Origin of the sequence: Amycolatopsis sp. DSM 110486, from assembly GCF_019468465.1 — a bacterium.
GTDB lineage: Bacteria > Actinomycetota > Actinomycetes > Mycobacteriales > Pseudonocardiaceae > Amycolatopsis.
Genome location: NZ_CP080519.1, coordinates 5,589,975 through 5,610,479, shown reverse-complemented (window position 1 = coordinate 5,610,479; position 20,505 = coordinate 5,589,975). Strand labels below are relative to the sequence as shown.

Below are 20,505 nucleotides of genomic sequence, written 5' to 3'. Positions count from 1 at the left end.
CCCAGCCCCTGGGAGATCAGCTCCACTCGTGCTTCTGCGAGCGCCCCAGCAGCTCCGCGCCGGCCCGGCGCGGGTCCACGCCCTCGTGGCACACGCGGTGCATCGCGTCGGTGATCGGCATGTCCACGCCCAGGCTGCGCGCCAGCTCGCGGATCGACGAGCACGACGTGACGCCCTCCGCGACCTGCCCGCCGGTGGCGGCCTGCGCCTGCTCCAGCGTGTCGCCGCGGCCCAGCCGTTCGCCGAAGGTGCGGTTGCGCGACAGCGGCGAGGAGCACGTGGCCACCAGGTCGCCGACGCCCGCGAGGCCCGCGAACGTGAGCGGGTCGGCGCCGAGCTTCGTGCCCAGGCGCGCTATCTCCGCGAGGCCGCGGGTGATCAGCGTCGCCATCGTGTTGGCGCCGAGACCGAGGCCCGCGGCCATGCCGCAGCTGAGCGCGATCACGTTCTTGCACGCGCCGCCGAGCTCGCAGCCGACGACGTCGGTGTTGGTGTACGGGCGGTAGTACTGGTTCGAGCTCGCCCGCTGGATCGCCACCGCGCGCTCGTGGTCCGCACAGGCCAGCACCGCCGCGGCCGGTTGCGCCGCGGCGATCTCGCGGGCCAGGTTCGGCCCGGAAACGACCACGATCTCGCCCGCGTCGACCTTCGCCAGCTCGGCGATCACCTCGCTCATCCGCTTGAGCGTGCCCAGCTCCACGCCCTTGGCCAGGCTCACGAGGATGGCCCCGGGCGGCAGCAGCGGCTGCCACGCGGTGAGGTTCTGCCGCAGGCTCTGGCTCGGCACGCCGAGCACCACGGCCTGCGCGCCGTCGAGCGCCGCGGCCGGATCGGCCGTCGCCGTGATGCGCTCGGGCAGCCGGGTGCCGGGCAGGTACGACTCGTTCGAATGCCGCGTCGTGATCTCCTCGGCGACCGACTCGCGGCGCGCCCACACGGTCACGTCGCGGCCGGCGTCGCCGAGGACCTTGGCGAACGCCGTGCCCCACGAGCCGGCGCCGAGCACCGTCACCCGCTGGACGTCGGTGGCGAAGGCGGCCATCAGGCGCCGTCCTCCGGCTTCTTCACGGGCGGCTCCTCGCGGCGGATCTCGGCGAGCAGCCGGGTGACCTCGTCCATCATCAGCTTGGTCACCTCACGCAGCGTCGAGGCGCTGCGGGGGTTGGCGTTCGCGTAGGCCGACAGGTCGAGCGGGTCGCCGACGAGGTGCGTGACGGTCTTGCGCGGGAACGGCGTGAACTTCTTCGTGTAGCCGTTGTAGATCTGGTTGGTACCCCAGCGTGCGATCGGGATCACCGGCGCGTCGTTCTGCAGCGCCAGCCGCGCGACACCTGTGAACGACTCCTTGGGCCAGCCGGCCGGATCCTTCGTGATCGTGCCCTCGGGGTAGATCACGACGATCTTGCCCTCGGCCAGTGCCTCGTGCGCGGCCCGGAGGCTGTCGCCCGCCGCGCTGGAGTTGCGCGACACCGGGATCTGCCCTGACGCGGTCGCGATCTTCCCGAGGACCGGGACCTTGAGCAGGCTGTCCTTGAGGAAGAACCGCGGCACGCGCTTCTGGCGGTGCACGAACACCGCATCCACCACCGGGTCGAGGTGGGAGATGTGGTTCAGCACGAGCACCGCCGGGCCCTGGCGCGGAATCTTCTCCGCGCCGAGGTACGACCGCTTCCCGATCCGGGTCAGCGGGTAGAACACGAACGCGGCCAACCCCACCCAGAAGCCGCCCTTCTCACGCCGTGCCAAGTCTCCTCCTCCGAACGATCCACTCCGGCAGATCCTGCCGCGCCGGGGTTCACGCAGTCCAGGGAGGGTGCGCTCACCACGCACCACGGAGCTTTCGGGTAAAGATGGACACGTGGACGTGGACCTGGTCGTGCCGTTGAAACACCCCCGCGTGGGCAAGTCGCGCCTGCGTGGCGCGGTCGTCGAAGCGGAGCACGCCGAGCTGGTGCTGGCGCTGGCGTACGACACCCTGGCGGCGGTCACGTCGGTGGCCGGCGTGCGGCGAGTGCTGGTCGTGGCCGCGGACCCGGCGGCGGTGTCCGAACTGGCCGGGCTCGGCGTGGAGCTGGTGACCGAACCGGGCGACGGCGGGCTGAACGAAGCCCTGCGTCACGGAGCGGCTCTGCTGCGCGACGACGAACCGGACGGAATCGTCGGCGCCCTGCAGGCCGACCTGCCGGCCCTGCGCGCGGGCGATTTCGCCGACGCGCTGGCCGAGGCAGCCGGGCGGCGCGCGTTCGTCGCGGACCTCCAGGGCACCGGCACCACGCTGCTGCTGTCGGCTCCCGGCGCGCTGCTCGACCCGCGGTTCGGCGCCGATTCCGCCCAGCGGCACACCGATTCCGGAGCCGTCCGGCTGGCCGGGGCGGTGGTGTCGTTGCGCAGCGACGTGGACACTTCGGACGATCTCGAGCACGTGCGCGCGCTCGGCGTCGGCAAACGCACGGCGGCACTGCTGCCCGACGAATCCGTCCCATTGGGCTGAAGGTGTTCATTTGACCTTCACCGCGGTCTGCGCAAACTGCTGCTTCGTAGTGAACAATGGGCGTCGTGAGCACAGACGACGCCAGCACATCCGCCCGGAACGGACAGCCCGCCCGGCGGCGCAGGGCCAGCGCGGCGAAAGCTGAGGCGCCTGGAAGCCCCGCACGACACACCAGCGCAGCGAAGAAGACGCCTCCGAGCAAGAGCGTCGCTTCCGCCGACGCGGTGACCACGGCCGCCCGCGCGACCGCTGCCAAGGCGGGCACCAACGCCGCCGGCAAGGCCAAGACCGCCAAGAGCGAGCCGAAAACCGCGCCGGTGAAAACCTCGCGGGCCCGCAAGACCACCGCGGCCACGGCCGTGGCCACCACGGAGACCGCCCGGCCCGCGGCCCGGCGCACCACGGCCGCGGTCGACGCGTCGGGTGACGATTTCCGCGGCGTGCCCTCGGCTCCGCCTGCTGTCACCTCGAGCGCGCCGACCGCCGTCGAGACGCTGCCCGACGACCGGTACTTCAACCGCGAGCTGTCCTGGCTCGACTTCAACGCGCGGGTGCTCGCCCTCGCCGAGGACGAGTCGCAGCCGCTGCTGGAGCGGGCGAAGTTCCTCGCCATCTTCGCGTCCAATTTGGACGAGTTCTACATGGTCCGCGTGGCCGGCCTGAAGCGCCGCGACGACACCGGCCTGTCCGTGCGCAGCGCCGACGGCCTCACGCCGCGCGAGCAGCTGGACTACATCGCCAAGCGCAACCAGGACCTGGTGGAGCGCCACATCGGCGCGTTCGAAAATCACCTGCGCCCGGAGCTCGCGAAGCAGGACATCCAGCTCGTCGGGTGGGCGGACCTCGCCGGCGCCGACCAGCTGCGCCTGTCGAGCTACTTCTCGGAGCAGATCTTCCCGGTGCTCACGCCGCTGGCCGTCGACCCGGCGCACCCGTTCCCGTACATCTCGGGCCTGTCGCTCAACCTCGCGGTGACGGTGCGCGACCCGCAGGGCGGCACGGAGCGCTTCGCCCGTGTGAAGGTGCCGAGCAACGTGCCGCGCCTCATGCGCGTGGAGCCCGAACGCACCAGCCGCACGGCCACGTTCCTGCCGCTGGAGGAGCTGATCGCCGCGCACCTGGGCGAGCTGTTCACCGGCATGGAGGTGACGGAGCACCACGTGTTCCGCGTCACCCGCAACGCCGACTTCGAGGTCGAGGAAGACCGCGACGAGGACCTCCTGCAGGCACTCGAACGCGAGCTCGCGCAGCGGCGCTTCGGCCCGCCCGTGCGGCTCGAGGTCGCGGAGGACATGAGCGAGCACATGCTCGAGCTGTTGCTGCGCGAGCTCGAGGTGGACCCGGCCGACGTCGTCGAGGTGCCGGGTCTGCTCGACCTGACCTGCCTGCACCAGCTGTCCGGTGTGGACCGCAAGGAGCTCAAGGACCGGTCGTTCGTGCCGGCGACGCACCCGGCGTTCGGCGAGCGCGAGACGCCCAAGAGCGTGTTCGCGACGCTGCGCGAGGGCGACGTGCTGGTGCACCACCCGTACGACTCGTTCTCCACGAGCGTGCAGCGCTTCATCGAGCAGGCCGCGGCCGACTCGAAGGTGCTGGCGATCAAGCAGACGCTCTACCGCACATCGGGCGACTCCCCGATCGTCGACGCGCTGATCGACGCCGCCGAGGCCGGCAAGCAGGTCGTGGCATTGGTCGAGATCAAGGCGCGCTTCGATGAGCAGGCCAACATCACGTGGGCGCGCACGCTGGAGCGCGCGGGCGTGCACGTGGTCTACGGCCTCGTCGGGCTCAAGACCCACTGCAAGGTGTCGATGATCGTGCGCCAGGAAGGCTCGACCATCCGGCGCTACTGCCACATCGGCACCGGCAACTACAACCCGAAGACCGCGCGCCTGTACGAGGACATCGGCCTGTTCACCGCCGACCCGAGCATCGGCGCCGACGTGACCGACCTGTTCAACGTGCTCACGGGCTACTCGCGGCAGGACACCTACCGCACGATCCTCACGTCGCCCCACGGCATCCGCCGCGGCATCGTGCGCGCGATCGGCGAGGAGATCGAGCTCGCGCGCGCCGGGCAGGACGCCGGGATCCGGATCAAGTGCAACTCGCTCGTCGACGAGCAGGTGATCGACGCGCTGTACCACGCTTCGCAGGCCGGAGTGCCCGTCGACGTGGTGGTGCGCGGGATCTGCGCGCTGAAGCCGGGTGTTGAGGGGCTGTCGGAGAACATCCGCGTCCGCTCGATCCTGGGCCGGTTCCTGGAGCACTCGCGGGTGTTCCACTTCCGCGCCGGCGGCACGCACTGGATCGGCAGCGCCGACATGATGCACCGCAACCTCGATCGTCGTATCGAAGCGCTGGTGCGCGTGAAGGACACGAAGCTCACGCAGCAGCTCGACGCCGTGCTCGACTCGGCGCTCGACCCGACCACGCGGTGCTGGGTCCTCACGGCCACCGGCGAGTGGCAGCCCTCACCCGCCGCCGGTTCTCAGGTGCGCGACCACCAGGTGGAGCTCGCGAAGCTGCACGGGGCCGCCGGATGAGCGTGGACGTCCGCGCAGCCGGTGCGGTGCTGTGGCGCCGCGCCGGTGACGGGTTCGAAGTCGCCCTGGTGCACCGGCCTCGTTACGACGACTGGTCATTGCCGAAGGGCAAGGTCGATTCGGGTGAGACCCTCGCCGCCACCGCGGTGCGGGAGGTGTGGGAGGAAACCGGCTACCGCGTCGTGCTGGGGCGCCACGTCGCGCAGAGCGCGTACGACGTGCCCGCCCGCAGCGGCGGTGGCATGCTGAAGAAGACCGTCGACTACTTCAGCGGCGAAGCCGTGTCGGGAACTTTCCTGGCCAACCACGAGGTCGACGAGCTGCGCTGGCTCGACGCGGTCGCGGCCGAGCGCCTCCTCACGCGCGACACGGACGTGCGCGTGCTGCGCGAGTTCTGCGCGCTGCCGGTGTCGCTGATCACCGTGCTGCTCGTCCGCCACGCCAAGGCAGGCAAACGCGACGACTGGACCGGCGACGACGACCTGCGCCCCCTGTCCGACGCCGGCCAGCGCCAAGCCGAAGCCCTGCGCACCCTGTTGCCTTGTTTCGGGCCGGACCGGGTTTTTTCGGCCCCGCGCCTGCGGTGCGTGCAGACCGTGCGAGGCGTCGCGGAGGACCTGGGCGTCGACGTGCGCCACGAGAACCTCCTCTCGGAAGAGGGCTACTGGCCCGACCCGGTCCTCGGGATCGCCCGCCTCCTCGCCATCGCCGGCGGCGGGGGTACCCCCTTGATCGCCAGTCAGGGCGGCGTGATCCCGGACCTGATCAGCGCCCTGGCCGACCGCGACGGCACCGAGCTCGCCGCCGCCCGCGGGGGCGTCGTGCCCAGCAAGAAGGGCTCCCTCTGGGTCCTTTCCTTCCTCCCGCCGTCCGGCGACATCGGCCCGCGCCTCGCCGGCGCGGACTACTACCCGACGCCGTTGCCCGCACCCGCCCCTTCGCAACACTGACGCAGTTCTTCTGTTCGGGCCTCCCCGCCGGCTGTTGTCGCCGCGGGGAGGCCTTCCGCGTTTCGGGGAATGGCGGTGTTCGAATGGGCTCGAAAAGTGGGCGGATCGCTATTCGCGGGGTGGCTTCGCGGGGATTCTATAGAGAGGACTATTCCCGCCGAGGTTGGCCGGCTATGGGTACACAAGTCCGCCCGAACGGCGGATCAAGCGCTCGGGCTGGGGGCGAAATTTCATCCCGACTTGGGTCGTGGGACCGTCGGCAGGGGCGCTCAGGCTCGCCGTGGGCTGTCCGTCTCGCCTCCGCAGAACCCTCGGCCGCGCTGTGGCCCTCGTCGGCCCAGCGACGCCCCCAGCCCACGACTCCCCGGTGGGGCAACGATCTCGGCTGAGCCTTCCTCGCTCTGCGTTGAGGGGTGAATCCGCAGCTCCAGGCCATATCTGCCAGCCGGACCTCGGATGTGTTGCCCCGCAGCCGATCCACCCGACGGTCCCGCCGCTCCCGCGTCCTTCCCCGTGGGATCCCGGTAACCACAGCCTCGAACGTCGGTTCCGCCGCGCTCCTCCCGCGCACCGCAGGCCCACGACAACGTGCGGCAAGGTCCGCGCGGCACGCCCCCGCTTCCCCGGCCCTCCCAGCCACGTTGCAAGCTCAGCCCCGGGAAGAACACCGAGCTGCGCGCCACTTCCCAACGCCGCAGCAGCCCTCCTGCGGCCGAGGACACCGCACCCCGGCGCGGTGCCACTACCTTCACCCAGCAGACCAAACCCCGGCGTCACGCACGCCGCGAGCCCGACCACTCCAGCCATTCCGGTTGAGCACCACGGCCGATCTCCGGAGAGATGATCGAGGAGCGCCTGAGCCTCGCCGCCCGACCACGGCTTACCCAACCTCGCGTGGACCGAAAGCGCGAACATGCAGGTAGTAGCGCACCATTTCCAGCGCATCGCACCACGCCCACCCCGGCCGTCCCGGTGGGGATCGCAGCCACTCCCTGCAGGCAAGGGGAAGACCGCGGCAGCACCCCGCCGCTCCGCCGCGCGGATCGAGCGCGCCAGCATGCAGGCGGCGCACTATTCGCAGCGCACCGCACCCGTCCCAGCCGTTCCGGCACAACCTCGCCGCCCCGACAAATACGAGAAGACAGCTGCGGCACCCCACCCCGCCGCCACGCTGCACCCAACCTCGCGCGGCCCACGAGCCGATCATGCAGGTAGCGCACCACTTCCAGCTCACCGCACCACAGCCATCCCGGCTCGTTCGGGCGCAGCCGCTCTCCCGACAGATGCGAGAAGAAGGCGACGGAACTCGCCGCGCGACCACGCCGTTCGCACTCTTGCCTGGGCCGGAGAGCGCGAACACGCAGGTAGCACACCATTTCCGGTGCGTCGTGCCTAAGGCGTCCTGCGGATCAAGAGTGCGAGGAATGCGCGATAGCGCCCTCATTTCCCAGGCCACGTTCGCGTCCTGACATCCGCCGCGTGGCAGAGCTGCCGGCCCGAGGCCGAGGCCGCACCGTGAGCTGGGCGGCGATTCCGCTGATAGGAAGCTGGGAGTTGATTGCGCGTCCCCGCATTCCACCGTGCCGCAGTCGGGCGGTAAGCGAGTGCCACAGTGATCTATCGCAGGCGTGCCTGGCGATTGCCGGCCTCGGCATTGCGATGCTCGCGGGAGCCGGCCTGCAGAAGTACACCGGACAGACCCGATGGCTGGACCGCGCCCAACCCGTTACGCCAGAGCGTCGGGCCGCGTTGTTCGTGGCGGGCTCTCGGCTTATGCAGCAGCGTGTTCTCGTCCGCCGTTCTATGCTGCGCGAGCCACGAGTGCGCAGGCCCCGTCATTCCTGTGCGGTGCCGTGATCCTGCAGGCCAGAGCATGCGCACCGGCGCCGTCGGGCAATACCGGGCGACCGAGCCAGGGCGCATCGTTCCCCTGCCAGCCCCAGCATTCCCACGGCCCCAAGCTGGCCAGACCCGATGTCCAACACCGCACCCAACTTGGCCAGAACCACCCCACACATGCGGCAGGGCCCCCTCCCGAGATGGGAGGGGGCCCTGCCGTGAAGTGCACGTCCCGGCGTAAACGCCGGGGTGGTGCTACTTCTTCTTCGCAGCGCTGGTGCGCTTGGCGGCCGGCTTGGCGGCGGCGGCCTTCTTCGCAGCAGGCTTGGCAGCGGCCGGCTTCGCGGCAGCGGCCTTGGTCGCCGTGGCCTTGGCGGCCGGCTTCGCAGCGGCAGCCTTGGTGGTCGTGGTGGCGGCCTTCGCGCGCGTCGCGGCGGGCTTGGCGGCGGCGGTCTTCGTCGCAGCGGCCGGCTTCGCAGCGGTGGCGCGGGTACGCGTCGTGGTGGAGCGCGTGGTGGCCGGGCGGGTCGCCGCGGTGCGCGAGGCAGCCGCACGCGTGCCGGTCGCCGCGGTCGCGCGCGTGGTGGTCGCGCGGGAGGCGGTGGCAGCCGTGGCGGTGGTGGTGCGCTTGACGGCGGTGGCCTTCGGCAGCTTCTTCGTGCCGGAGATGACGTCCTTGAACGTCGTGCCCGCACGGAAGGCCGGCACGTTGGTCTTCTTCACCCGCACCGTCTCACCCGTGCGCGGGTTACGCGCGGTCCGAGCGGCACGGGCACGCTTCTCGAACACACCGAACCCGGTGATGTTCACCTTCTCGCCCTTGTTGACCGTCCGGATGATGATGTCGACGAGACCGTCGACGGCCTCCGAAGCAACCTTTTTGTCGCCCAGACGCTCCGACAGCGCCTCGATCAGCTGGGCCTTGTTGGCCATTCCAGTCCTCCAAGAAGAACTCTTCGTCCACGGCCACGTCGGCCGAACTCTTCAATAGTATTACCCATAAGGCGAAGAAGTCCAAACGGGACCCTTGGTTTTTCCGTTGGCGTGTCTGCGGTCCGCCCTTTCGAAGGGCTCGAGAACGGTCGAAATAACCGACACCTTATTCGCTCTTGTGTTCGATTGTTCGCGCAGAGTGGGGCTCTACCAGCGGTTTTGGCCCAGCCACCACCGCGGCCCCGTGCTTCTCCAGTGGCGGAAGGCGATCTTGCCCCGGGCCCGGGAGTGTCCTTTGCGGACTGACGAACGACGGCCCGACGATCGTCGGAAATCCGGTGCGCGGCGGCCCGGCGGGGCGGGCAGGGCGTCCCCGGGGAGGGTCGGAACCCCTGCCGCGGCGGGGGTTCGGCGGCCCGGCGGCGACGCCCGTTGGGCGGCAAAGGAGTCGGCCGGCGGACCGGAGCCGGCCACGAAACCCGACAAAGCAGAACCCCCAAGAGCGGCAACGGGTGCGCACCCCGGACCTCCGGCACGGGTCCGGTCGCGTGAAGACTCGGCCAAGCGTGTGACCGGCGAAGGCCCCGGACCGGCGTTCCGTGTGACGCAAGGGCAGGCGGCGCTCGGCCGAGCGGGTGGCACCGCGGTGAACGACGGTTCGGCCGTCCGAAGCCGTGCCAGGGACAGGTATCGGGCCCGCACCGGATGCCCGCGAGTGACCTGAAGCACCCGGCTCACTCAGCGAGGGAACGGCCCCTCGGCACGGAACACGAGACCTCGGACAGGGTCCGCGAGCACAGAAAAAAAGCGCTCCGGCCAGAACCGCGGGCTAGCCGCGCCGGCCGGGGCGCCGTCATGGATCAGCAGGTCAGGGGTAAGATGATATGTCTACTCAGGACTGTCAGGCGGGCGCCGTGGTCCGGGCGAGCGCGAAGTACCGCTCATCGCTGTAGGGCCCGGGCGCGCCGGTGGCCGGGTCCCAGATCGTCCGCGACAGCTGGAAGAGGTCCCCCAAGTACACGTGCAGCGCCACGGACCGGTCGGCGGTCCGGTTGGCCACCGAATGGATCACGCGCTCGTCCATCGGCAGCACCGACCCCGCCGCTGTGTCGGTCTCCCCCACGCCCGTGAGGCCCGAGCCGTCCGCGCGATAGAAGGTGTTGGTCTCCCGGCCCTCGAGCACGGCGATGCACGCCGGGATGAGATGGTCGTGCGGCGGGTACTCCGTCCGGGGCCCGATCTCGACCCGCAGCAACGTCAGCGTCGGCTCGGCGTGGAGCACGTGCTCGTCGACGCCGGCGCCGGGCAGCCAGCCGAGGACCTCGGCGGCGGACGCGGCGACCTCCCGCTGCAGCCGCACCAGCGCGGCCGCCGGGTCCGGGGCGCCGCCGGCGCGTCGGGCGGCGAGGATCAGGTCGGTGAGTTCGGTCATGGGGGCTCCGTCCACCTGGGAGGGTCGCGGCCGGTCGGGCCGCGAAGTGGGGCCAGGTTCCATCGAGGGGTGTCGCGCGCTCGTGAAGGCGGCTGCCGGATTCTCAGCCGGCTCAGATGATCGGCACAGGTTCGGGCGCCGAACAGCCGTTTGGTGAACGGCCGTTCGGCGCCCACCGAAAAAAGAAGGCCGCCTCCCCCGAAGGAGAGGCGGCCTGAGGTGGAGAGTGGTGGGAGTCAGCGGGAGTGGAGCGTCAAAGCCGTTCCTGGAGAGCGTCCGCCGCGGCGAGCAGATCGGCGGCCCAACGCGCGCCCGGTTTGCGGCCGATGCGTTCGATGGGCCCGGAAACCGACACCGCCGCGACGACCGTGCCCGACGAATCCCGCACAGGCGCTGAGACGCTCGCCACGCCGGGTTCGCGTTCGGCGACGCTCTGCGCCCAGCCGCGGCGGCGCACTTCCAGCAAAGTGCGTTCGCCGTACACGGCTTCGGCGAGGATGGTGCGCTGCGTGTGCGGATCCGACCACGCGGCGAGGACCTTCGCACCCGAGCCGGCCGTCATCGGCAGGCGCGAGCCGATCGGCACGGTGTCGCGCAGGCCACTCGGCGGTTCGGCCGTCGAGACGCACACGCGCTGCACGCCGTCCCTCCGGTACAGCTGCACGCTTTCGCCCGTGATGTCGCGCAGCTTCGGCAGCACCGAGCTCGCCGCGTCGAGCAACGGGTCGGTCGAGCCGCCCGCCAGCTCGGCGAGCGCGGTGCCAGGGCGCCAGCGGCCGTCCGGTCCCCGGCGCAGCAACCGATGCACTTCGAGACCGACGGCGAGACGGTGCGCCGTCGCCCTCGGTAGTCCCGTGCGTGTGCAGAGTTCCGCCAGCCCACAGGGGTCTTCGGCGACGGCCTGCAGCACCGCCACGGCTTTGTCCAGTACTCCGATACCGCTATGCTGTCCCACGACGCGATACTAACTTCCCGAAGTTTGGGAAGTCCAGAATCTGGGAAAAACGAACTCGAGCTGCGCACGTGACGTGGCTCGCCCCGCCTGAGGACGTCGCCCGAGTTCCTTGCTCCCGGCCAACCCCTTGGAAGGAGCCGGAGATGACCAGCCCGACCGGCAAGGCTCGCACGCTGGCGGAGAAGGTGTGGGACAGCCACCTCGTGCGCCGAGGCGAAGGTGCCGAACCGGACCTGCTCTACATCGACCTCCACCTGGTGCACGAAGTCACGAGCCCGCAGGCGTTCGACGGCCTCCGGCTGGCCGGGCGGCCCGTGCGCCGTCCCGACCTCACCATCGCGACCGAGGACCACAACGTTCCCACCGTCGACATCGACCTCCCGATCGCGGACCCGGTGTCGCGCACGCAGGTCGACACCCTTCGCCGCAATTGCAAGGAGTTCGGTGTCCGGCTGCACCCGATGGGTGACGTCGAGCAGGGCATCGTGCACGTCATCGGCCCGCAGCTGGGGCTCACGCAGCCCGGCACGACCGTGGTGTGCGGCGACAGTCACACCTCCACCCACGGTGCGTTCGGCGCGATGGCCTTCGGCATCGGCACTTCGGAGGTCGAGCACGTGCTCGCCACCCAGACGCTGCCGCTGCGCAAGTTCAAGACGATGGCGATCACCGTCGACGGCGAACTGAAGCCGGGCGTCACGGCGAAGGACATCATCCTCGCCGTCATCGCCAAGATCGGCACCGGCGGCGGGCAGGGCTACGTGCTCGAGTACCGCGGCAAGGCCATCGAGGCGCTGTCGATGGAAGCGCGCATGACGGTGTGCAACATGTCGATCGAGGCAGGCGCGCGCGCCGGCCTGATCGCGCCGGACGAGACGACGTTCGAGTATCTGAAGGGCCGTCCGCACGCACCGCAGGGCGCCGACTGGGACGCCGCCGTGGCCGCGTGGCGCGAGCTGAGCACCGACGAGGGTGCCGAGTTCGACGCCGAGGTGCACCTCGACGCCGACGAGCTCACCCCGTTCGTGACCTGGGGCACCAACCCGGGCCAGGGTCTGCCGCTGGGCGCCTCGGTGCCCGACCCGGCCACGATCCCCGACGAGAACGAGCGCGTCTCGGCCGAGAAGGCCCTGTCCTATATGGACCTGACGCCGGGCACGCCGCTGCGCGAGATCGCGGTGGACACCGTCTTCCTCGGTTCGTGCACCAACGGCCGGATCGAGGACCTGCGCGCGGCCGCCGAGGTGCTGCGCGGGCGCAAGGTGGCCGAGTCCGTGCGGATGCTCGTGGTCCCCGGGTCGATGCGCGTGCGCCAGGCGGCCATCGACGAGGGCCTGGACAAGGTCTTCACCGAGGCCGGCGCCGAGTGGCGGCAGGCGGGCTGCTCGATGTGCCTGGGCATGAACCCGGACCAGCTCGCCCCCGGCGAGCGCAGCGCGTCGACCTCCAACCGCAACTTCGAGGGCCGGCAGGGCAAGGGCGGGCGCACACACCTGGTGTCGCCGCTCGTGGCCGCCGCCACGGCCGTGCGGGGGACGCTCTCGTCCCCGGCCGACCTGGCCACCGTCTGACCCTTCCCGAGACAGGAGCTCCCACCATGGAACCGTTCACCCAGCACACCGGCGTCGGGGTGCCGCTGCGCAGGTCCAACGTGGACACTGACCAGATCATCCCGGCCGTCTACCTCAAGCGCGTGACCCGCACCGGCTTCGAGGACGGCCTGTTCGCCGCCTGGCGCACCCAGGACGACTTCATCCTCAACCAGGAGCCCTTCGACCGCGGCAGCGTCCTGGTCGCCGGCCCCGACTTCGGCACCGGCTCCTCCCGCGAGCACGCGGTGTGGGCGCTCATGGACTACGGCTTCCGCGCCGTGATCGCCTCCCGCTTCGGCGACATCTTCCGCGGCAACTCCGGCAAGGGCGGCCTCGTCGCCGCCCAGTGCGAGCAGTCGGACGTCGAACTGCTGTGGAAGCTGCTCGAGAACGAGCCCGGCACGGAGGTCACGGTCGACCTCGAGACCAAGACCGTGCGGGCCAAGGACTTCACCGCCCCGTTCCAGATCGACGACTACGTGCGCTGGCGCCTGCTCGAAGGGCTCGACGACATCGGCCTGACCCTGCGCCACGCCGAAGAGATCACCGAGTTCGAATCGACCCGGCCCTCCTGGAAGCCCGTGACCACCCCGATCACGGCCTCCTAGCCCCGTCCGGGGGCACGGATTCCCTGCTCGGAAAGGGAATCCGTGCCCCCGCGAGAGGCTGCTTCGCCCACACCAAACGGCACCTCCCCTGGCCCCGGAAGGGTCCCTCGGGAGGCGGAACCACTCCCCGTGCAAGGGAAAATTCCGCGTGCCGTTTGGAATTTGTGCTGCGTTGGTAATACCGTGTGCGCTAAGTCGGCCGACGTGGCCGTGGACGAAGAGTTCTTCTTGGAGGACTGGAATGGCCAACAAGGCCCAGCTGATCGAGGCGCTGTCGGAGCGTCTGGGCGACAAAAAGGTTGCTTCGGAGGCCGTCGACGGTCTCGTCGACATCATCATCCGGACGGTCAACAAGGGCGAGAAGGTGAACATCACCGGGTTCGGTGTGTTCGAGAAGCGTGCCCGTGCCGCTCGGACCGCGCGTAACCCGCGCACGGGTGAGACGGTGCGGGTGAAGAAGACCAACGTGCCGGCCTTCCGTGCGGGCACGACGTTCAAGGACGTCATCTCCGGCACGAAGAAGCTGCCGAAGGCCACCGCCGTCAAGCGCACCACCACGGCGACTGCGTCGCGCGCCACCACGACGACGCGTGCGACCGCCTCGCGCACGACGGCCACCCGCCCCGCAGCGACGCGCTCCACCACCACCCGCACCCGCGCGACGGCCGCGAAGCCCGCCGCCGCCACGAAGACCGCCGCCGCCAAGCCGGCCGCGACGCGCGCGAAGGCCACGACCACCAAGGCCGCCGCCGCGAAGCCCGCCACCAAGGCCACGGCAACGAAGGCCGCTGCCGCGAAGCCGGCCGCTGCCAAGCCGGCTGCGAAGAAGGCCGCTGCCAAGCCGGCCGCCAAGCGCACCAGCGCTGCGAAGAAGAAGTAACACCACCCCGACGTTTACACGTCGGGACGTGCACTTCACGGCAGGGTCCCCTCCCACTCCCGGGACGGGGCCCTGCCGCATGTCCGGGGTCTTTTGCTCGCCGGTGATTTCGGCTGGAACCGTCTGTCCGCCAACGGACCCAGCCACCGAACTGACCTGAAGTCACTCCAGTTCCCGACAACGCGGTCCTGGACGGAGCTCCCCTCTCGCCGCCGGCGTCGGTCGCGCCATGGCTGACAACAGCCTGCCGCAACGCAGCCGGGGCCGGGACTCCCTCTCGCCACTGACGTCGGCCAAACGTTGCCTGGCATCGGCCTGCCGCGCGCCATCGCAGCCCCAGACGGGACTGCCTCTCGCCACTGACGTCGGTCCCACGTTGCCTGACATCGGCATGTGCGCAGCAACCCCGCCCCGGACAGGATCCTCTCCCCGCCGCCAGCATCGGCCCCTCCATCGCTGACTTCGGCCCGCCGCACGGCATCGCGGCCGCGGGTTGCCCCGCCTCACCGCCGGCGTCGGCCCCGTCCAGCCTCACATCGGCCTGCACAGGACGGCGTTACAGGCCCCAACCCCAGTGCCCCGCCGGTGAAGCCCCAGACCTCACCAACCTGTCGACATCCCTGCCTCCGCGACAAATCCTCGCCCACCGCGAGCCCCATCCATCCGGTCCACGGCGCATTCCTTACACGCGTCTCTCAGTCCCTCAACAGCGATCCGACTCGGGCTCCCCCATCGCCACAATCACTCCGCACTCAATACCCCGCCCCGATCCAGTTCTCTCCCGCCGCCGTCATATCAGCCGATCCAATTCGACTTCCCTCGCAATGGTTCGATACGCCAATCAGTTCCACTGAGCGAGGCATCACCATTACCCGAAGGCTCGTCCAACGCCATCCGCCAACCACCAGCGAAACGATCTCCGCAGCCCCTCACGCCCATCACCATTCACCGGTAGGGCCGCCTCCTCAAAGCTCTTTCCCTGCAGCCGAGCGGCGTCGACCGGTCTCTCCCAGTTGGCTTCGCACCCAGACACCCGACCGGCCACCATCACCACCGCCGGCAGCACCACCCCTCCCCGTGCCTTCGACCGCAACGACGGCCCCGCCCAGGAGACGTCGCGCGCAACACGCCCGGGTCGCCCTCATCGCCACTCACCGGCGACACCACCACACCAGGGACCGACCCGTTCGGCACATCACCGACCAGCCCCATCGGCCCGCGTCGCACAAGACATCCTCAACACCACGCTCACCGCTCCCCGCGCCACGCCTCCCAGAAGCCATCTCCCACGCGTCATCGCGCAGCATCAGCCGCTCCCGCCCAGCCCGCTTCCCACACAGATCACCCGAACCGCCGTCACTCCAGCAGCGCCGCCTCCCCGGGCCCCTCCCGCCCCCAGCTTCGACCGGTCCCACCGGCACGCCTCGCGTGCAGGTCATCCACGCCAAACACCGGAAGCAACGCCTATCCCGGCTCCGCGCCCCACGCACCGAGACACAGCATCAGCCGGCCTACAGACCCACTTCGCGCCCAAGACACCCACGCCACTCGCCAGTGACACCCACTCACCCCAGTCCCCGCCCCACACGCCGGCCCACCGCTCGCCTGGCACGCAAGACACCCAATGCCACTCACCGGCGACACCACCTATCCCGAGTCCCCGCCCCACACGCCAGCACAGCATCAACCGACCCACCAACCCACCGGGCCACCTCGCGCCCAAGACACCCTTGCCACTCACCGGCGACACCATCTATCCCGGGTCCCTGCCTACACGCTGGCACTCGGCATCGGCTGTTCCCACCGGCACGCTTCCGTCCGAAGGCTCCGGCAGCGCCATCACCTCGCACCCACAGCACCACCCGACCGTCGCCGTCCTAAAGCATCGACCGACTCCGCGGACACGCTGCTCACACAAGACAGCCGCAACACCACCATCGCCGTTGTGCAGGCAACACCGCCTCGTCGCGTCCGCACCCACCTGCCCGCGCACAACGTCCACCAGCCCCGCACAGCAAGAACCGGTCCACCACCATCGCTGCCGTGAAGGTCGCGCACGCGGCCGAGATCGTCGCCGCGCCGAGCAGGAGCCGTCGCCACCCACCAACCTCGAGAGACGGGCGCCAGATCGCCCCCAGTCCCAGCGATCAGCCCCCAACCAACCCCGCACTCCGCCTGCACTCGCGCCCCTCCGGTCGACCAGCGCAAGGAAATCCACCCTCAGCCGACCGGCCCGCCCTCCAGCCGAACAGCCACAGCCCCAGCCACAGTTGCCGGCTCCGGCTCCGGCTCCGGCTCCGGCTCCGGCTCCGGCTCCGGCTCCGGCTCCGGCTCCGGCTCCGGCTCCGGCTCCGGCTCCGGCTCCGGCTCCGGCTCCGGCTCCGGCTCCGGCTCCGGCTCCGGCGAAAACCAACCAGTACCCCTCACCAGAAACAAAGGCGGCCCCAAAGCCCGCCACTCCCCCACATCAAGAACCTGATGCTCCGGCCGCCCACCGCCGCTCCCCAAGCCGGCAGCCGCGTCCCTACCGAGAACAAGCTCCGGCGGTCCCGCCCGGCATGCGTAACCCGACCCGCTCACGAACCACCGCACACATGAGCAACACCCCCGCCGCCCCGCCCCCGACAGCCCTTCCGGACCAAAACCCGAGCCACCACCCCACCGCCACAAACAGTCCCGTGTAGACACCCACCAACACAGACCAGCGGCCCCTACTCAGCCCCCGAAATCAACCAACCCCAGAAATGCCAAAAACCCAGGTCCGCAACTGCGGAACCTGGGTGGCGACTAACTGTACCCCCGATGGGATTCGAACCCACGCTACCGGCGTGAGAGGCCGGCGTCCTAGGCCGCTAGACGACGGGGGCTTAGGATCTTTCCCCGTTTCCGGGGAGCTATTCTGTTTTTCTTGCTGGAGAGAACTTACCAGAGGCGATTTCTCGCTCAGCAGGGGGGTCACTCTCCGCAGCTGGGGTACCAGGACTCGAACCTAGACTAACTGGACCAGAACCAGTCGTGCTGCCAATTACACCATACCCCAGTGAGGCGCTTTCCCGGCTCGGCCGGTTCAGTACCGCACGGAGAGAAATACTAGAGCACGCTGCCGCGCAGCTGCGCAGCGGGGGTCCCCGCCGCACGCTGGACGGGGACGCCGACGGTCGCGTACTCGGAAACCAGCAGCTCAGGCAGCTCGTCGAGGGTTGTGACCGTGTGTACACCGGCGGGTGCGCGTTCGCCGGTGCGACCGGTCCCGTCGCGGTCGAGCCAGACGGCGCCGAGGCCGGCGTCGTACGCGCCGATGGCGTCGGTGTCGAGCTTGTCGCCGACGTGCACGGTCTGCGCCGGGTCGCAGCCCAGGCCCAGGCACACCGAGTGGAACATCACAGGGTCGGGCTTGGCGACGCCGATCTCGCCGGCGATGGCCACGTGGTCGAAGAACGGCGCCAGCCCGAGGTCCGCGATCTTGCGGCGCTGGTGCGCGCCAGAGGCGTTCGTCACGGCCGCGAGCAGCAGACCTGCCGCGCGCAGCCACTCGAGGCAGGGCAGCACGTCGTCGAACAGTTGCCACGACGTTGCGAGGATGTCCCGCCGGCGCGCCTCGAACGCGGTCACCTGCGCCGAATCCGCGGAGATGCCGAGCTCGGCGAGGAAGCATTCGGTGCGGCGGTGGTGCATCACGTCGTACCCGAGTTTTCCGGCGACGACCAGCGCCACGTGCTCCTCGGTGATCAAGTCCCACAACGGCCAGAGATCGCTGCGGCCAGTGAGCGCGTGGAGGCTGACGCGGATCGCGGCGGTGCAGTCGATCAAGGTGTCATCGATGTCGAGGCAGACCAGACGCAGTTCCGGAGGCGCCCAAGGTTCGGGTCCGACAGGTGCCGGAGGGGCGGTTCGCGAAGGGGTCGGGGGTGCCACGGCGAAATCCACCCAGTGAGGCTAGGGCACTCGCCGCGTTCGCAACGCGGCCAAAAAGGTGATTGCCGCTCCGCTGATGCGGCGCACCACGTCTACTCCCAGTGCGTGGAAAGCGTTGATCCGGTTACGACACAGGAATCCGGCCAACCGGGTGAGTGAACCGATTCGTGCGATGCCAGTGAAACGGTTCAAGCGGCCACCTTGCCACGAACCGCGCGCGAAAGAACAACTTCCCCACAGGCGCAAGTCCTCAGTGGACAGTCGGCGCTGTGACGCACCGACCACTTGACGTGAGACCCACCCCGGGTGCATCCTGAGGTTATTCAACGGGTGATGAAAAGAGGGAGATGAGTCAGATGACCGAGCACACGCGTTGCGTCGTCGTCGGCGGCGGACCTGCGGGCATGGTCGCCGGCCTGATCCTGGCGAGGGCGGGCGTCGAGGTGACCGTGCTGGAGAAGCACGCCGATTTCCTGCGCGACTTCCGCGGCGACACGGTCCACCCGTCCACCCTCACGCTGCTCGACGAGCTCGGCCTCGGCGAGAAATTCCACGCGATCCCGCACAGCGAGTTGCGGGAAGCCGGCTTCCCCACTCAGGACGGCGGCCTCATGAAGCTCGCCGATCTGTCGCTGTTGAACGTTCCACACCCCTACATCGCGATGGTTCCGCAGTGGGACCTGCTCAACCTGCTCGCCGAATCGGCTCAGAAGGAACCGACGTTCACCCTCCGCCTCGAGACGGAGATGACCGGTCTGCTCCGCTCGCGCGGCCGAGTCACGGGCGTGCGTTACCGCACGGCCGACGGCACCGAAGGCGAACTCGAGTCCGACCTCGTCATCGCCGCCGACGGGCGCTGGTCGCTCGCGCGCCGCTCGACCGGCCTGGAGCCACGGGAGTTCGACTGCCCCTTCGACGTCTGGTGGTTCCGCCTTTCCCGCCACGACGACGAAGTCGGCTCGATGCTCATGCCGCGCATGAGCCACCGACGGTTCGCGGTGCCGCTGCCCCGCGACGGCTACCACCAAATCGCCTACCTCGCACCGAAGGGCGAAGACCTGCGCGCCGCCGGCATCGAGGCCTTCCGCCGCAACGTCGTCGAGGTCTGCCCCGAGTTCGCCGACCGCGTCGACGAGCTGGAGACGATGGACGACATCAAGTTCCTCGACGTCCGCCTCAACCGCCTGCACCGCTGGCACGCCGACGGCCTCCTCTGCATCGGCGACGCGGCCCACGCGATGTCGCCCGTCGGCGGCGTCGGCATCAACCTCGCCGTCCAGGACGCGGTCGCCGCCGCGACCCTCCTGGCCGACCCCCTCCTCCGCGGCCCCGCCTCGGAAGACGATTTGGCGAAGGTCCGCACCCGCCGCCTACTCCCGACGATCGCCGTCCAAACCCTGCAACGGCTCCTCCACCGCGCCGTGATGCGCCCCGTCATGTCCGGCCGCCGCGACGGCCCGCCTCCCCAGCTCATCGCCCTGTTCGCGCGCTTCCCCAAACTCGCCTACATCCCCGCGCGCATACTGGGCCTGGGTTTCCGCCCCGAGCACGCCCCGGCCTTCGCCCGCCGCGCGATGGAACCCGCCGGGAAGAAATAGCCCATCGGGGCCAACCCGCCTCGCGGCGTCCACCAACCCACACAACAAGTCCGCGCCCAACCGACTGGTCCGAGGGACGCAACGCCTGGCCCCTGATAGCCCACAACCGCAACCCCGAGTGCCGCCGCGCAGCACGAGCGTGGCGGCACTCCCGTCCATACCCCCGCCGGCTCCGCGGCACCCCACTCCGGATCGCTGCGGCACCACACGACAGCTAAATCGATCCACTCCGCACGACGTCGCCACCCAACGACGACGTGTACCCCCGCGGATGCCAACTCCCGTGTCGCCACCAAACGGCGACACCGATCCAGCCCCTACTTCCCTTCACCAGCGGAGCCCTCGCCACTGCGCGGCAACCGTTGGCCCGACCATGCCGCGAAGCTCAATCGCGAAGCCGACACCAAACTCGGCGACGCTTCCCATCGCCGACCAGGGTGTCGCCACCGAGTGGCAACGCCCAGCCACACCGCGCATCGCGACGCGAACGCCGGTCGACTCCGAGCGAGGAACCCGCTTGCCGCCGACCAAAGTGTCGCCGCGGAACGGCAACGCCCACCCGACGGCGCCGCGAGCCCCGGTCACCGGGCGATTCCCAGCTCAGCGACGAGTTCCCACCGCCGGCCGAGGTGTCGCCGTTGAGCGGCAACGCCCAACCCGAGCCCGCCGCAAAGCTTTGCGACCCAGCGACCCCCAGTTCCAGCGACCACGTTCCTGCCAGCCAAGCCGTCGCCGCTGAGCGCAACCCCGACCCGACCGTGCCACG

13 protein-coding genes and 2 tRNA genes are annotated in these 20,505 nt (G+C 70.0%); 7 read left to right on the top strand and 8 right to left on the bottom strand.

Going from position 1 to position 20,505, the window contains the following annotated elements:
- Positions 1–16: 16 nt before the first annotated feature.
- Positions 17–1,042 (bottom strand): NAD(P)H-dependent glycerol-3-phosphate dehydrogenase, encoded by a 1,026-nt coding sequence (locus K1T34_RS27235; protein ID WP_220237630.1) that lies wholly within the window; start codon positions 1,040–1,042, stop codon positions 17–19.
- Positions 1,042–1,746 carry a 1-acyl-sn-glycerol-3-phosphate acyltransferase gene (locus tag K1T34_RS27230; protein WP_220237629.1) on the bottom strand — a complete coding sequence of 235 codons (705 nt, stop codon included), beginning with the start codon at positions 1,744–1,746 and terminating at the stop codon, positions 1,042–1,044. Before K1T34_RS27230 ends, K1T34_RS27235 begins: the two co-directional genes overlap by 1 nt.
- Positions 1,747–1,858: 112 nt before the next feature.
- Here K1T34_RS27230 and cofC point away from each other — a divergent pair, with 112 nt between their 5' ends.
- From cofC to K1T34_RS27215, 3 genes are read left to right on the top strand one after another with little or no spacing between them, the layout of a single operon-like run.
- The gene (cofC, locus tag K1T34_RS27225; RefSeq protein ID WP_220237628.1) at positions 1,859–2,491 is read left to right on the top strand and encodes a 2-phospho-L-lactate guanylyltransferase; all 633 of its coding nucleotides are present in this window, start codon (positions 1,859–1,861) and stop codon (positions 2,489–2,491) included.
- Positions 2,492–2,547: 56 nt separating this feature from the next.
- Positions 2,548–5,037, top strand: a complete 2,490-nt coding sequence (locus tag K1T34_RS27220; protein WP_220237627.1) for an RNA degradosome polyphosphate kinase — start codon at positions 2,548–2,550, stop codon at positions 5,035–5,037.
- Complete coding sequence (locus K1T34_RS27215) at positions 5,034–5,987, top strand: NUDIX hydrolase (RefSeq protein WP_220237626.1); 954 nt, start codon at positions 5,034–5,036, stop codon at positions 5,985–5,987. Before K1T34_RS27220 ends, K1T34_RS27215 begins: the two co-directional genes overlap by 4 nt.
- Before the next feature lie 2,094 nt (positions 5,988–8,081).
- Here K1T34_RS27215 and K1T34_RS27210 read toward each other — a convergent pair.
- The 3 genes from K1T34_RS27210 to K1T34_RS27200 form a co-directional block, all read right to left on the bottom strand.
- A complete protein-coding gene (locus K1T34_RS27210) occupies positions 8,082–8,759 on the bottom strand; it encodes an HU family DNA-binding protein (RefSeq protein ID WP_220237625.1) in 678 nt (225 codons plus the stop codon).
- Between the two features lie 901 nt (positions 8,760–9,660).
- Positions 9,661–10,191, bottom strand: coding sequence for a hypothetical protein (locus tag K1T34_RS27205; protein WP_220237624.1), 531 nt, complete (start codon positions 10,189–10,191; stop codon positions 9,661–9,663).
- A gap of 253 nt (positions 10,192–10,444) precedes the next feature.
- Positions 10,445–11,146 (bottom strand): IclR family transcriptional regulator, encoded by a 702-nt coding sequence (locus K1T34_RS27200; RefSeq protein WP_220237623.1) that lies wholly within the window; start codon positions 11,144–11,146, stop codon positions 10,445–10,447.
- Between the two features lie 143 nt (positions 11,147–11,289).
- Between K1T34_RS27200 and leuC the strand changes: the two genes are divergently transcribed.
- From leuC to K1T34_RS27185, 3 genes are all read left to right on the top strand, one after another.
- Positions 11,290–12,717, top strand: coding sequence for a 3-isopropylmalate dehydratase large subunit (gene leuC, locus K1T34_RS27195; RefSeq protein WP_220237622.1), 1,428 nt, complete (start codon positions 11,290–11,292; stop codon positions 12,715–12,717).
- 26 nt (positions 12,718–12,743) lie between these two features.
- Entirely contained in the window at positions 12,744–13,346 is a 603-nt protein-coding gene (leuD, locus tag K1T34_RS27190; protein ID WP_220237621.1) for a 3-isopropylmalate dehydratase small subunit, read from the top strand.
- A 241-nt stretch (positions 13,347–13,587) separates the two neighbouring features.
- Positions 13,588–14,226: an HU family DNA-binding protein gene (locus tag K1T34_RS27185; protein WP_220237620.1), complete on the top strand. Its 639-nt coding sequence runs from the start codon at positions 13,588–13,590 to the stop codon at positions 14,224–14,226.
- Positions 14,227–17,020: 2,794 nt separating this feature from the next.
- Here the strand turns inward: K1T34_RS27185 and K1T34_RS27180 are convergent.
- The 3 genes from K1T34_RS27180 to K1T34_RS27170 form a co-directional block, all read right to left on the bottom strand.
- Positions 17,021–17,093: transfer RNA gene (locus tag K1T34_RS27180), tRNA-Glu, on the bottom strand.
- Between the two features lie 101 nt (positions 17,094–17,194).
- Positions 17,195–17,266, bottom strand: a tRNA-Gln gene (locus K1T34_RS27175).
- A 50-nt stretch (positions 17,267–17,316) separates the two neighbouring features.
- Entirely contained in the window at positions 17,317–18,153 is an 837-nt protein-coding gene (locus K1T34_RS27170; RefSeq protein WP_220237619.1) for an HAD family hydrolase, read from the bottom strand.
- Positions 18,154–18,497: 344 nt separating this feature from the next.
- On the opposite strand from K1T34_RS27170, the gene K1T34_RS27165 reads away from it, so the two are divergent.
- Entirely contained in the window at positions 18,498–19,739 is a 1,242-nt protein-coding gene (locus K1T34_RS27165) for an FAD-dependent oxidoreductase (RefSeq protein WP_220237618.1), read from the top strand.
- Positions 19,740–20,505: the final 766 nt, after the last annotated feature.